Source organism: Haemophilus sp. 27098_8_127 (assembly GCF_041433495.1).
GTDB lineage: Bacteria > Pseudomonadota > Gammaproteobacteria > Enterobacterales > Pasteurellaceae > Haemophilus_D.
In genome coordinates this window covers 231,719-244,379 of record NZ_JAPWBP010000001.1, presented here as the reverse complement: position 1 = coordinate 244,379, position 12,661 = coordinate 231,719, and the positions used below count along the sequence as shown (strand labels likewise).

General features: G+C 38.7%; 14 protein-coding genes. 10 read left to right on the top strand and 4 right to left on the bottom strand.

Going from position 1 to position 12,661, the window contains the following annotated elements:
• The first annotated feature begins 65 nt into the window (after positions 1–65).
• From O3746_RS01140 to O3746_RS01130, 3 genes are read left to right on the top strand one after another with little or no spacing between them, the layout of a single operon-like run.
• Complete coding sequence (locus O3746_RS01140) at positions 66–1,172, top strand: transglutaminase-like domain-containing protein (protein ID WP_049372504.1); 1,107 nt, start codon at positions 66–68, stop codon at positions 1,170–1,172.
• Entirely contained in the window at positions 1,147–1,509 is a 363-nt protein-coding gene (locus O3746_RS01135) for a mercuric transporter MerT family protein (RefSeq protein ID WP_049372503.1), read from the top strand. The genes O3746_RS01140 and O3746_RS01135 overlap by 26 nt, the downstream gene beginning before the upstream one ends.
• A gap of 9 nt (positions 1,510–1,518) precedes the next feature.
• Positions 1,519–1,797, top strand: a complete 279-nt coding sequence (locus O3746_RS01130; RefSeq protein ID WP_371447553.1) for a heavy-metal-associated domain-containing protein — start codon at positions 1,519–1,521, stop codon at positions 1,795–1,797.
• Positions 1,798–1,859: 62 nt separating this feature from the next.
• Here O3746_RS01130 and sodC read toward each other — a convergent pair whose 3' ends face one another.
• Together sodC and O3746_RS01120 are read right to left on the bottom strand one after the other, a co-directional pair.
• Positions 1,860–2,420, bottom strand: coding sequence for a superoxide dismutase family protein (sodC, locus tag O3746_RS01125; protein ID WP_005695896.1), 561 nt, complete (start codon positions 2,418–2,420; stop codon positions 1,860–1,862).
• Between the two features lie 109 nt (positions 2,421–2,529).
• A complete protein-coding gene (locus O3746_RS01120; RefSeq protein WP_178165339.1) occupies positions 2,530–3,939 on the bottom strand; it encodes a YcjX family protein in 1,410 nt (469 codons plus the stop codon).
• Positions 3,940–4,027: 88 nt separating this feature from the next.
• On the opposite strand from O3746_RS01120, the gene O3746_RS01115 reads away from it, so the two are divergent.
• The 6 genes from O3746_RS01115 (at position 4,028) to O3746_RS01090 (ending at position 10,460) form a co-directional block, all read left to right on the top strand.
• Entirely contained in the window at positions 4,028–5,728 is a 1,701-nt protein-coding gene (locus O3746_RS01115) for an ABC transporter substrate-binding protein (protein WP_197544646.1), read from the top strand.
• The gene (locus tag O3746_RS01110; protein WP_371447550.1) at positions 5,728–6,693 is read left to right on the top strand and encodes an ABC transporter permease; all 966 of its coding nucleotides are present in this window, start codon (positions 5,728–5,730) and stop codon (positions 6,691–6,693) included. Before O3746_RS01115 ends, O3746_RS01110 begins: the two co-directional genes overlap by 1 nt.
• Entirely contained in the window at positions 6,683–7,570 is an 888-nt protein-coding gene (locus O3746_RS01105) for an ABC transporter permease subunit (protein ID WP_049367514.1), read from the top strand. The genes O3746_RS01110 and O3746_RS01105 overlap by 11 nt, the downstream gene beginning before the upstream one ends.
• A gap of 3 nt (positions 7,571–7,573) precedes the next feature.
• Positions 7,574–8,629: an oligopeptide/dipeptide ABC transporter ATP-binding protein gene (locus O3746_RS01100; RefSeq protein WP_049367513.1), complete on the top strand. Its 1,056-nt coding sequence runs from the start codon at positions 7,574–7,576 to the stop codon at positions 8,627–8,629.
• Entirely contained in the window at positions 8,629–9,432 is an 804-nt protein-coding gene (locus O3746_RS01095; protein WP_371447548.1) for an ATP-binding cassette domain-containing protein, read from the top strand. Before O3746_RS01100 ends, O3746_RS01095 begins: the two co-directional genes overlap by 1 nt.
• Before the next feature lie 95 nt (positions 9,433–9,527).
• Positions 9,528–10,460, top strand: a complete 933-nt coding sequence (locus O3746_RS01090) for a bile acid:sodium symporter family protein (protein WP_371447546.1) — start codon at positions 9,528–9,530, stop codon at positions 10,458–10,460.
• Here the strand turns inward: O3746_RS01090 and O3746_RS01085 are convergent.
• Together O3746_RS01085 and O3746_RS01080 are read right to left on the bottom strand one after the other, a co-directional pair.
• Positions 10,352–11,110, bottom strand: a complete 759-nt coding sequence (locus O3746_RS01085) for a DNA-binding domain-containing protein (protein ID WP_371447544.1) — start codon at positions 11,108–11,110, stop codon at positions 10,352–10,354. The two genes, O3746_RS01090 and O3746_RS01085, sit on opposite strands and share 109 nt — an antisense overlap.
• Before the next feature lie 13 nt (positions 11,111–11,123).
• Positions 11,124–11,336 carry a helix-turn-helix domain-containing protein gene (locus O3746_RS01080; protein WP_049370731.1) on the bottom strand — a complete coding sequence of 71 codons (213 nt, stop codon included), beginning with the start codon at positions 11,334–11,336 and terminating at the stop codon, positions 11,124–11,126.
• 222 nt (positions 11,337–11,558) lie between these two features.
• Between O3746_RS01080 and O3746_RS01075 the strand changes: the two genes are divergently transcribed.
• Positions 11,559–12,410: a DNA-binding protein gene (locus O3746_RS01075; protein WP_290915591.1), complete on the top strand. Its 852-nt coding sequence runs from the start codon at positions 11,559–11,561 to the stop codon at positions 12,408–12,410.
• Positions 12,411–12,661 lie beyond the last annotated feature (251 nt).

The following is a 12,661-nucleotide window of genomic DNA, read 5'->3' as shown; positions in this document are numbered from 1 at the left end:
ATGTCCACAATTAGTTTATCTAATGTGTTAAGTTTTAACTGTTAACTAACTAGAAGGATCTTTTCATGAAGAAACTTATCGCCACTGCGGTACTCTCCGCATGTTCCATGACTTACGCCAATACCGACATTCCAAACTACAATACCGATTCTCATCTGTATGAATTCACTCAAACTTATGATTTAGTTGTGCCAAAAGGTTCGCAAGGACAAGCGAATCTGTGGGTACCTTTACCGTTTAATGGCGAATATCAACAGGTAAAATCTATCCATTTTGAAGGTAACTATTTGGATGCCTATGTAACAGAAAACAACAAATATGGTGCGAAAACGCTCTTTGCAACTTGGGATAAAGATGCACAAAAACGCGATTTAAAAATCACAATGGTGATTGAAACCAAAGATCGTGAACCAATGGTTAAAGGTGCATTAGAAAATTACAAACCACCAAAAGATATTCACTATTCTGTTGATGTACAAGAATATTTAAAACCGACTCAACATATTAAAACTGATGGCATTGTGAAACAGTTCGCCGATAAAATTGTGGGCACTGAAACTAATCCATTGAAAAAAGCTGAGTTGATTCACCAATGGATCGTCAACAATATGGAACGTGATAATTCTGTTTTAGGCTGTGGCGATGGTGATGTAGAAAAAATTCTGACTACTGGTGTGTTAAAAGGTAAATGTACTGATATTAACTCTGTTTTCGTTGCACTTGCTCGTGCCAGCGGTATTCCTGCTCGTGAAATTTTCGGTATTCGTTTAGGTGCAGCGGATAAAATGGGCAAATACTCTAAAGGTGCATTCGGTAGTGCGGACGAACATGGCGTAGCAAATGTAAGCGGTGGTCAGCATTGTCGTGCTGAATTCTATCTTGCGGGATTTGGTTGGGTGCCTGTTGATTCTGCAGACGTAGCAAAAATGCGTTTAGCAGAGAAAAAATCTGTTGATGATAAAGATACACAAGCCGTTGCCAAATACTTATTCGGTAATTGGGAAGCAAACTGGGTAGGCTTTAACCATGCTCGCGACTTCGATTTATATCCGCAACCAGAACTTGCTCCACTCAATAACTTTGGCTATCCGTATGCCGAAGTAGGTGGTGACCCGTTAAATTCCTTTGACCCGAAAGAATTTAAGTATGACTACGTCTCTAAAAAGCTCTAATAAATCTTTTTGGGTTGCGATTGCCACCGCACTAAGCGCTGCGGTGGCATCAACCTTGTGCTGCATTGCGCCTTTAATCTATTTAGTTTTTGGCGTGTCATCCACATGGTTGATTGGCTTGGGTGAATATGATTATTTACGCATTCCTATGCTTATCGTTTCATTATGCGCCTTTGCCTACGGCTTTTGGTTGCTAATGTTTTCCAAAAAAATCATTTGCAGCAAATACATTTCCCGTAAAAAGCTCATTGTTTTGTATTGGATTGTATTTATCATCATGCTCTTTTTCTTAACTTATCCAACTATTTTACCGTGGATTTTAGAGCTTTCTAATTAGGAACAAAAAATGAAGAAATTAACGACCGCACTTTTGCTTTCATTATTCACCATCTCTGTTGCACAGGCAGAAGAAACAAAGCAAGTTATGCTAAAAGTAAATGAAATGAATTGCCAACTTTGTGCTTATTTAGTGAATAAAGAGTTACGCAATATTGATGGCGTGATTTCCACTAAAGCCTCCATTAAAGATAGAACTGTGACTGTTGTAGAAGATCCAAAAGTTGCTGATGAGCAATTGATTAATGCAATTCATAAATTGGAATATACGGCGGAAGTGATTAAATAAATTGCTATAAAAATAAAAATGCGGTCAAAATTGACCGCACTTTTTTATCTTTAAGAATCGACTTATTTAATCACGCCACATGCCATACGTGGGCCGCCACCGCCAAGTGGAGCTGGATGATCTGAGTGGTTATCGCCACCAGCGTGAATCATAATAGAATGACCACGAACTTCATCTAATTTTTTAAGACGTGGCGCTAAAACAGGGTTAGTTGCTGTACCATCATGTAATACAGTTAAAGCCGGTAAGTCACCTAAGTGAGCATCATCTTGCCATGGGTAACCGTGTTGTTTTGCACCTTTAGGATCCCAGTGACCGCCAGCTGCTAAACCCGCTGTTAATTTACCGTCTTTTTCTTTTGGATCACAGCTTGGATTTTCATGAATGTGGAAACCATGTAAACCTTCAGCTAAACCTTGTAGATTTGGTGTAAACACTAAACCATAATTTGATTCAGTAATAGTTACAGTCCCTACATCTTTGTTACCGTTTGCAGGATCTAATTGTTGTACTTTTACTTCGATTGAAGGACCTGCTGGTTTTGCCATATGGTCATGTGCATTTGCCACGCCAGCAGCACAAATTCCGCTGATTGCTAATGCTAAGAGAGTTTTCATTTTCATCATAAGCTCCTTTACTTTAGAAAGACTCAAATTGATTCTACCTAAATACCAATAAAAAAATAGTGGTTTATATTAAGTATTTGACAATTAAATTGATTTGATTTTTCTATCAATCAAACCTATCTGCTAATAAAAACTGTAAAACTGCATCCATTCTTAAATGCGGAATGCTTTCACCTTGTTGTAAAACTTGAGGTTCGAAGGAATCAAAATCAAAAGATTGTTTTGACCAGAACTCTGCACTAGGTAGTTTAGTTGGTACAGATCCCGGATAAAGTGTAATCAGCTGCTTATCTAAAGAACGTACACCTTGAATAGCTTTGATTTGTCTACCATTTTGATTAACTAAAACCTGTTTCGTCGCTCGAATGGCGGCAATTGCCGTATATTCTGTATCAATTCCTTCAAATTCTACATGACGACCACCTTCTTGCACCAATTGACGCATAAGGCTAATTAAGTTTTGAATTTGATCGGTTGTGATATGATCGGCTTTTGTTGCCACAAACATGAGCTTATCAATATTTGGAGAAAACAAGCGATTAAGTAAATTGCGTTTACCATAATGGAAATTTTTGAAAAGCTGATTAAGCCCGGTTTGCATATCAATAAAAGCCTGTTGGCTATGATTTAATGGCGTTAAGCAATCGGCTAAAATCACTTGGCGATCAAAGGTTGAAAAATAATTTTCATAAAAGCCTTTCACCACCTTATTACGATAATAATCATATCGTTTATTCAACACAGCAAAATAGCTATTGGATTTTGCTTCTCTTTTCAGTTTTTGCCATTGCTCCTCGGACAAATGCAATAACGGGAAAAATTGTAATACAGGTGCACCTTCTAATTCTCCAGGCAAGACAAATCTACCTGGTTGAATAAATTGCATTCCTTCTGCTTTGCAGGCAAGTAAATAATCGGTATAAGATTTTGCAATCTGCGCTAAAACATCTTCATTGACGACCGCACTTAGGTCGAGTTTTTTCAGTTTATCCAACCAATCTTGCGCAAACTGTTGGCGAACACCCGATGTAATTTTAGCTTGTTCAAGTGACCATTGTTGAAAATCTAAATTCAGCAAAGGTAAATCCAATAACCATTCACCAGGATAATCAAAAATATCCAAGTATAATGTGCCACGTTCTTTAAAATGGCGAAGCAAGCCCGATTGGCGTTCAAAACGAATAGCAAGGCGCGTTTCACTCACTCCTCGAGTAGATTGGCACCATTGTGGTGGATTATTCATTAAATCATTGAGATTCGCTTCATAATCAAAACGTGGAATACTTAAATCCTGCTGAGGCACACGTTTCACGGCCAAAATAGATTGATTTCGGGCGGCCTCAAATAAAGGAAGATGAGCATTCCCCTCTTGATTAATATGTAACAATTGATTAATCAAACTCGTAATAAAAGCCGTTTTACCGCTTCGACTTAGCCCTGTCACAGCTAAACGTAAAGTGCGGTCAAATCCACGATTGATTATTTGATTAATTTCCCGATTAATTGATTTAAACATATCCTAAAAATCCAATAACTAGCCATTTTTGCCAAGATATTTTACAATTCACTCAATTTATCACAAAACGGTCTTTAATAATAAAGCTATGTTACGTCGAAATGTCACTTTTTGTTTTTTATTGTGTGGGTTGAGCCAAATTAATCTGGCACAAGCCGCCCCAAGCATACCCAAAATGCTGACAGAAAATGGCTTAACATACTGCACAAATGCATCGGGTTTTTCCTTTAACCCGCAAACTGCAGACGCCGGCACCAGTATGAATGTGGTGACGGAGCAAATTTATAACAAATTATTTGATATTAAAGATCATAGTGCAGCACTCGTTCCTGTATTAGCCCAATCTTATTCTATTTCATCTGATGGAAAACAAATTCTCATTAATCTTCGTAAAGGGGTGAAATTCCATCATACCCCTTGGTTTACGCCTACGCGTGACTTTAATGCAGAAGATGTGGTCTTTTCGATTAATCGCGTTTTAGGTCACGATACTTACTTGCCAACACTCTCAGATGATGTAGTCACCTACAAAAATCCGCAATATAAAATCTTTCACGAACAGGCCAAGAAGGTACACTTTCCGTATTTTGAAAGTATTAAGCTGAATCAAAAAATTAAAAGTATCACGGCAACGAATCCTTATCAGGTCAAAATTGACCTGTTTGAACCCGATGCGTCAATTCTGTCCCATCTTGCTAGCCAATACTCTATTATTTTCTCGCAAGAATATGCGTATCAATTAAGTGCGGATGATAATCTCACCCAATTGGATACACATCCTGTTGGCACGGGCCCTTATCAAGTGAAAGATTACGTTTATAACCAATATGTTCGCCTGGTACGCAATGAGGACTATTGGAAAAAAGAAGCTAAAATTAAAAATATCATCGTGGATCTTTCTACGGATCGTACGGGACGTTTAATAAAATTCTTTAATAATGAATGCCAAATTGCTTCTTACCCTGAAGTTAGCCAACTCGGTTTATTAAGCGAAAAAGATGATCGTTATTATCTGCAATCTACGGATGGAATGAACTTAGCCTATTTGGCTTTCAATTTCCAAAAGCCATTAATGCAGGATAAAACCATTCGCCAAGCCATTTCACAAAGCTTAAACCGTTTTAGAATTGTGCGAAATATTTACCACAACACAGCAACGGTGGCGAATAACATTATTCCTGAGATTTCTTGGGCTTCTGCAATTAATACGCCTGATTTTCCTTATGATTACCAGCCAGCTGAAGCAGAGAAAGCATTACGCGATAAAAAACTCACGTTAAAGATGTGGGTGATGAATGAAGAGCAAGTGTATAACCCAGCCCCAATAAAAATGGCGGAGCTCATTAAATGGGATTTAGCCAAAGCGGGAGTGGATGTTAAAGTGCGGTCAGTCACACGTACATATTTAATCGAACAATTACGCAAAGGCACTGAAGATTACGATTTAATCTTAACGGGTTGGCTTGCTGGAAACCTTGATCCTGACGGGTTTATGCGCCCGATTTTAAGTTGTGATACGCAAAATGAAATCACGAATTTATCAAATTGGTGTAATCCTGAATTTGATAAGATGATGAATCGTGCACTAGCGACCAATCATTTATATGAGCGCTCTAAAGCATATAACAATGCACAAGACCTCATTTTAAACGAATTGCCTATTGTGCCAATTGCAAACGTCAAACGGCTTTTAGTCGCTCGCGGCAATGTTAAAGGAATTGAGATGACCCCATTTGGTAGCATCAATTTTTCTACCTTGTATTTCATGAAAAATAAGGAGAATAAATAATGCTCGTTTCAGCAATCCGTCATGTGGTTTGGGTGACCATTTTATTATTGATTCTGTCCGTATTAAGTTTTGTGATTTTGATGCGAGATCCGCTCAACGCCGATCTTGTCACAAATAACATTTATAGTACTTATTATCATTACCTTACATCATTGTTACAGGGTGATTTAGGAATTACCTATAACGGCGGAGAATCCTTAAAAGATTTAATTTTTACGGTATTACCACCCACATTAGAACTCTGTTTTACTGCGCTCTTATTAGCTTGTATCTTAGGTATTCCTCTCGGTGTATTAAGTGCGGTCTATAATCAACGTGTTTTTTCACGTACATTGCAGAGTATATCCAATGTTGGTTTGTCTATTCCGATTTTCTGGTTTGCCCCAATTTTGCTTTATGTAGCAACGATTCAAAGTTGGGAGATCGCAGCCATTGGGCAATATAATTTACTCTATGAAATCAAACCTATCACGGGTTTCCCTATTATTGATGTGTGGTTTGTGGATGTGCCTTACCGAACTAAAATCGTACAAAATGTTTTACAACATTTAGCCTTGCCTACATTAGTGCTTTGTATTCTGCCGACCATGGAATTTATCCGCATCATTCAGCAACGAACAGATTATTTACTTCAACAAGAATATGCTAAAGCAGCAGCAACACGTGGCTGGTCAAAATGGGCGATTTTAAGACGTTATGTTTTCCGCAATACTTTTCCATTATTGATTCCACAACTTACGCGTGTATTTACCTTAGTATTAACGCAATGTATGTTGGTTGAGACGGTATTAGGCTGGCCAGGAATTGGACGTTGGTTGATTGATGCCGTAACCCAACAAGATTACAACAGTATTTCTGCCGGTGTAGTTGTAATTGGTATTTGTATCATTATTATTGATACCTTCGCCAAGTTGCTCATGTTTGTGTTAGATCCATTGAATAAGAAGGGCTGGTATGCAAGATAGAGAACCTGATGAATTTCGCGAAAGCACCTCCTTCTTTCAGATTTGGTTGCTTTTCCGTCAGAATCGCGTGGCATTATTCTGTTTCTATTTATTTTGTCTTCTGATTTTGACCGCACTTTTTCCTAAACTCATTATGCCTTATAGCGAAAGCATGGAGTTTGTCGGAGAAGAACTCATGCCGCCATCTTGGGTAGAAAAAGGTCGTATTGCTTTTTTCTTTGGTACAGATGATCTTGGTCGTGATGTACTCAGTCGATTAATTATGGGGACACAATATACTCTAGGTTCCTCTCTTTTAGTGGTCATTGCTGTGGCAATTATTGGTGGCGCATTAGGTATTCTTGCCGGTATGTCAGAAGGGATTAAGTCTCGTTTTTTAGGTCATTTTTTTGATGCATTTTTATCTATCCCTATTTTGCTGATTGCCATTATTATTTCGACGTTAATGGAACCGAGTTTAATAAATGCCATGTTTGCCACTATGTTGGCTATTTTGCCGTATTTTGTCCATGCGATTTATCAAGCGATTCAGCAAGAGCTAAAAAAAGACTATGTACTCTTACTGAAATTAGATGGTATTTCAAACTGGGAATTATTAAAAACGACAATCTTGCCAAATATTAGTGTCGTCTATACGCAAGAAATTTCTCGAGCATTTGTGGTCGCTATTTTAGATATTACAGCTCTCAGCTTTATTTCTCTAGGTGCACAACGTCCAATGCCAGAATGGGGCGCAATGATTAAAGATTCGTTAGAGCTGATTTATCTTGCCCCTTGGACTGTTTTATTACCGGGCTTTGCTATTATTTTTACCATTTTATTAAGCATTATTTTTACTAATGGATTGTGTAAAGCAATCAATAAATATTACGAGTAACCCATGGCGCTGTTAGATATTCGCAATCTTAATATTGAAATTCAAACACCAAACGGTCGCATGAAAATTGTGGACGGCGTCAATCTTTCGCTTAATGAAGGGGAAATTCTAGGACTCGTCGGTGAATCAGGTTCAGGTAAAAGTTTAATCGCTAAAGTAATCAGTAATTCCATTAAAGATAACTGGATTGTCACCGCTGACCGTTTTCGTTTTAATGATATTGAATTGCTTAAACTGACACCGAATCAACGTCGAAAAATCGTTGGAAAAGAAATTTCAATGATTTTCCAAAATCCATTAAGCTGCCTAGATCCAAGTCGAAAAATCGGTAAACAGCTTATCCAAAGTATTCCAAACTGGACCTTTAAAGGCCGTTGGTGGCAGTGGTTTGGTTGGAAAAAACGTCGTGCAATTGAATTACTGCACCGTGTAGGGATTAAAGACCACCAAGATATTATGGCGAGTTATCCTAATGAGCTCACTGAAGGTGAAGGCCAAAAAGTGATGATTGCCGTAGCGGTGGCGAATCAACCTCGTCTCTTAATTGCAGATGAACCCACTAATTCTTTGGAATCCATTACGGCATTGCAAATTTTCCGTTTGCTTTCAAGTATGAACCAAAACCAAGGTACAACAATTTTATTAGCCAGTAACGATCTTAAAAGTATCAGTGAATGGTGTGATAGCATTTCCGTTCTTTATTGTGGGCAAAATACAGAGTCTGGGCCGACCGACCAAATATTAGAAATGCCTCATCATCCTTATACACAAGCATTGCTTTACTCTGTTCCCGATTTTAGTCGCCCTTTAGGTTTTAAAAGCAAATTAGGGACATTAGAAGGCACTGTGCCGATTTTAGAACAAATGCCGATTGGCTGTCGTTTAGGACCTCGCTGCCCTTTTGCTCAGCGTGAATGTATTCAAAAGCCAAGCCGATATCGCATTAAACAGCATGAGTTTTCCTGCCATCATCCGATTAATCTTCGAGAACGGCAGTTTAAAGATAAAATTGCAACTTCACCGCTTACGCTAAATACCGAATCAAAAGGAAACGAATAATGCCATTATTACAAGTGGAAAATCTCAGTAAAACCTTTGATGAACCCGCAAAACTTTTTGGTTTCGAGCAGTTTTATGCGGTAAAAGACGTCAGCTTTACGCTTAACCGTAAAGAAACGCTTGCGATTATCGGTAAAAATGGTTCGGGTAAATCGACCTTAGTAAAAATGATCGCAGGGATAACTCCCCCTGTTTCAGGAAAAATCTTATTTAATGATTTACCATTACAATTCGAAGATTTTCACTATCGCGCACAGCATATTCGAATGGTTTTCCAAGATGCGAATTCAGCGTTTAACCCGCGTTTAAATATTGGACAAGCCTTAGATGCTCCACTACGATTAATTACCGATTGGGATGAAGAGACTCGCAATAAAAAGATATTTGAAACGCTCTCATTGGTGGGGCTTTATCCTGATTACACCAATCTGAAAATTAAACACCTTTCGGTCAGTCAAAAACAGCGGATCGCCTTAGCTCGTGCGCTGATTCTTCAACCTGAGATCATTATTATTGATGATGCATTGAGTACATTAGATGCCTCTGTGCGTATTCAATTGCTTAATCTGATTTTAGATTTACAAGAACATTTAGGGATTTCCTATATTTATGTTGGACAAAATTTAGGCATTATCAAACATATTGCCGATCAAGTTTTGGTAATGGATGAAGGTGAAATTATTGAGTCTGGCACCCCGAGAGAGATCTTTACCAATCCTCAAAATAACATTACTCGCCTACTTGTAGAAAGTTATTTTGGTCAATTGCTTGATGAAAATGCTTGGCAAACAACTACTTCCTAATTCTCCGTCAAAGAAGTTAGGCATAGACATCTCAAAAAAACGTCTTTAAAATTGACCGCTCTTTTCATTCTTTTAAACAAAATAGGAAAGCAACTATGCAAGCGTTATTAAAACTCACTAACTTTGTGAGCAAAACTTTCGCATTATGGGCGATTGTTTTTGCTCTTCTCGCCTTTCTCTTCCCTGAGCAATTCAAAATTTTTGCACCCTACATTCCTTACCTTTTAGGTTTAGTGATGTTTGGCATGGGGATTACCTTAACTTTTGCAGATTTCAGTGAAGTGGCTAAACATCCAAAATCTGTGTTCATTGGTGTAGCGGGTCAATTTATCATTATGCCAGCTATCGCATTTGGATTAGCAAAAGCCTTTGATTTGCCTGCTGATTTAGCGGTTGGTGTAATTCTTGTGGGTTCTTGCCCTGGTGGTACATCATCAAACGTAATGACTTATTTAGCGAAAGGTAACACTGCGCTTTCTGTTGCTTGTACCACAATCTCAACCTTGCTTTCACCAGTATTAACCCCTGCTATTTTCTATGTATTAGCAAGCCAATGGTTAGATATTGATGCCGGTGCAATGTTTATGTCTGTATTAAAAATGGTGTTGTTCCCAATTTGCTTAGGTTTAGTTGTTCGTGCGCTCTTCAAAAAACAAGTGGAGCAAGCAAGCCAAACTATGCCATTAGTGTCTGTTATTTCTATCGTCTTAATCTTGGCTGCCGTTGTAGCTGTAAGTAAGGATAAAATCGTAGAATCAGGCCTATTAATTTTCAGTGTTGTGGTTTTACATAACTGCTTAGGCTATTTAATTGGTTACTTTGCAGCAAAATTATTTAAACTTAATACGGCGGATAGTAAAGCAGTAGCAATCGAAGTAGGTATGCAAAACTCAGGTTTAGGTGCTGCACTGGCAGCCGCTCATTTCAACCCGATTGCCGCAGTACCAAGTGCTTTATTTAGTTTCTGGCACAATGTATCGGGTCCAATTTTGGCAAATATTTTCTCCAATATCAAAAATGAAAAATAAACTAATTGGATAAAAAATAAGGGCGGATTTTCTCGTGCGGCGCGTTTTAAACGCTCGTAACAGCTGCCAAATTGCGGGCATTCCGGTCTAAAATAGTCGGCTTTAAATGCCTCCCAGGCTTCTTCTGTGAAGTCAGCTTCTTTGCCAGCTTTTTTATTGCTGTGTTTATCCAACAATAAAGGTAACCAATCCGGGCGTTCAAAAGACCGCACTTTGTAATACCAACGTTTAAGAGATCCTTTCGCGATTTCATACTCGGTAGAAACCGCATCAAGTGCCATCATTAATGCCACGTTGTTTCTCACTAAATCGTCTAGCTTTTGCAGCGGGGCGAGTTTCGCTTTTGCTTCTTCCTTTTGTTTATCGGTCGCTTTTTCATAAGGCTTCCAAATAACTTCCGGTAGGTAGTTGAGTTCTTTTTTAGCTTTTGGCGCTTCTGCCATAACTGGAGTCGCGTTTTGCTTTAATAAGATCTCGGCTTGGGAATCTTCAGGTAAGGAACTGAATTTATACTCAAATGTTTTTCCTTTTACGCCCTCTCTTTGACGTTTAACCCAATTCTCGCGGTCGGCTTTTTTGGTTATGCCACGATCTGATTTTGGTAGAGTTTCAAGCCCTAAAAGCTCTTGAACTGTTAGCCACTTTTCCATAACCAGCTCCTTTTTATAAGTAACGTTCAGGCCATATTTCTTGCACTGGAACGTTGATACAATCAGAGATGATTTTTTCCCCTTTCGGGTATTTACGGTCTAATGCATTTGCTAGTGTTCTTGGGTGTAACCCAGCGTCCACAGATAACTGTGTCAGCGTTGTTCCTTGTTTACGAATCGCTGCAATAATGTCGGCGCGATGCATATTTTTTTTACTCTTTTTCATTATGTGCTATCCTTATTACGATGATTTATGTAAGTGAGTAACTTGAAAGGAACTATACAACTATTTTGTAAGGAACTCAATAGTTCGTTTCAAGAATTTTAACTATTTTTTTATAGTGCTTTAAAAATCAAATAGTTAAATGCTTGCTTTTAGAAACGAACTGAGTTCCTTACTAAAATTCTTATGAAGAACTTGAAAGAGTGGTTTTCTATAAAGGAATTGATGGATGAAAACTTAATAGGGCTCCCGGCCTCGGACAAAGGAATTGTTAAAAAAGCTGACCGCGAGAATTGGGTTAAACGTCAAAGAGAGGGCGTAAAAGGGAAAACATTTGAGTACCATTACTCATCCTTTCCCATTGAAATACAAAAACAACTTGGCTTTTCAATGCCTAAAGAGTGGTTCTCAGCAAATGAACTAAAAGACTTCGCCGGCATGCCTAATTCACCTCAAGGGGTAAATAAACGCGCAAGAACGCAACATTGGGAAAAAAGAGAAAGGGACGGCGTGCAAGGCGGGGCGCTTGAATACCACGTATCATCGCTTCCACCATCGGTGCAAAGGGATCTTGGCTTTTATCCCACTGAAACGCTCGTCCCGGATATTACAGAAACAGTAGGGCGTTATGTGAAAGAGGCGATAAGTAAGGCTACTGAGCTTGTTAGCGTGCCTTTTTATAAGACGTTCGCTTCTGCCGGCTTTGGGGCGTTTAATGACGACGTGTATGAACCGGATGATTTTGTAGGGCTAAGCGCGCGCTGGTTGCAGCAACGCGGCCTTCAAAAGAATAAACTGGCATTTATTCTAACCTCCGGCGATAGCATGACCCCAACTATCCACCACGGCGATATGTTATTAATCAACCGTGCCGTAACCACGCCGCGTGATGGGCAGATATATGTTATCCGTTCGGGCGATCAGCTTTGGGTTAAGCGCGTCCAGGGTATTCCTGGCGGCATTCGCTTGATTAGCGATAATAAAGAAATCTACGCCCCGATAGAGTTGATGTTTGAAGATAATTTAAACTTTGAAGTGCTAGGCCAGGTTGTATTTATAGGCCACGACTTAATTTAAAGATTTAAACCTAAATTTAAAGCCATTTAAACCGTGTTTAATGTTTCCCATTTTTAGCGGTTAAACTGCCAATATTTAGAAAAATTTTCTCATTTCATTATTTCTATTTTTTAGCTAATAAAAAAGGGGTTGGCACGCCGCCAAGCCCCGTTTTATCTATATTCATCCCGCTTATTCCCGAAAATTCCCGCCCAATCCCTATTTGTTTTTATGTTTCTCATATTTAGTGGTTGGATACAGCGGAAATTACA

Excerpts from the sequence above, each read along its gene's own strand:
- O3746_RS01120 (WP_178165339.1), bottom strand. The coding sequence starts at position 3,939 with ATGTTTAAATCAATTAATCGGGAAATTAATCAAATAATCAATCGTGGA.
- O3746_RS01115 (WP_197544646.1), top strand. The coding sequence starts at position 4,028 with ATGTTACGTCGAAATGTCACTTTTTGTTTTTTATTGTGTGGGTTGAGC.
- O3746_RS01135 (WP_049372503.1), top strand. The coding sequence starts at position 1,147 with ATGACTACGTCTCTAAAAAGCTCTAATAAATCTTTTTGGGTTGCGATT.
- O3746_RS01090 (WP_371447546.1), top strand. The coding sequence starts at position 9,528 with ATGCAAGCGTTATTAAAACTCACTAACTTTGTGAGCAAAACTTTCGCA.
- O3746_RS01130 (WP_371447553.1), top strand. The coding sequence starts at position 1,519 with ATGAAGAAATTAACGACCGCACTTTTGCTTTCATTATTCACCATCTCT.
- O3746_RS01105 (WP_049367514.1), top strand. The coding sequence starts at position 6,683 with ATGCAAGATAGAGAACCTGATGAATTTCGCGAAAGCACCTCCTTCTTT.
- O3746_RS01095 (WP_371447548.1), top strand. The coding sequence starts at position 8,629 with ATGCCATTATTACAAGTGGAAAATCTCAGTAAAACCTTTGATGAACCC.
- O3746_RS01085 (WP_371447544.1), bottom strand. The coding sequence starts at position 11,110 with ATGGAAAAGTGGCTAACAGTTCAAGAGCTTTTAGGGCTTGAAACTCTA.
- O3746_RS01100 (WP_049367513.1), top strand. The coding sequence starts at position 7,574 with ATGGCGCTGTTAGATATTCGCAATCTTAATATTGAAATTCAAACACCA.
- O3746_RS01110 (WP_371447550.1), top strand. The coding sequence starts at position 5,728 with ATGCTCGTTTCAGCAATCCGTCATGTGGTTTGGGTGACCATTTTATTA.
- O3746_RS01075 (WP_290915591.1), top strand. The coding sequence starts at position 11,559 with ATGGATGAAAACTTAATAGGGCTCCCGGCCTCGGACAAAGGAATTGTT.
- O3746_RS01080 (WP_049370731.1), bottom strand. The coding sequence starts at position 11,336 with ATGAAAAAGAGTAAAAAAAATATGCATCGCGCCGACATTATTGCAGCG.
- O3746_RS01140 (WP_049372504.1), top strand. The coding sequence starts at position 66 with ATGAAGAAACTTATCGCCACTGCGGTACTCTCCGCATGTTCCATGACT.
- sodC (WP_005695896.1), bottom strand. The coding sequence starts at position 2,420 with ATGAAAATGAAAACTCTCTTAGCATTAGCAATCAGCGGAATTTGTGCT.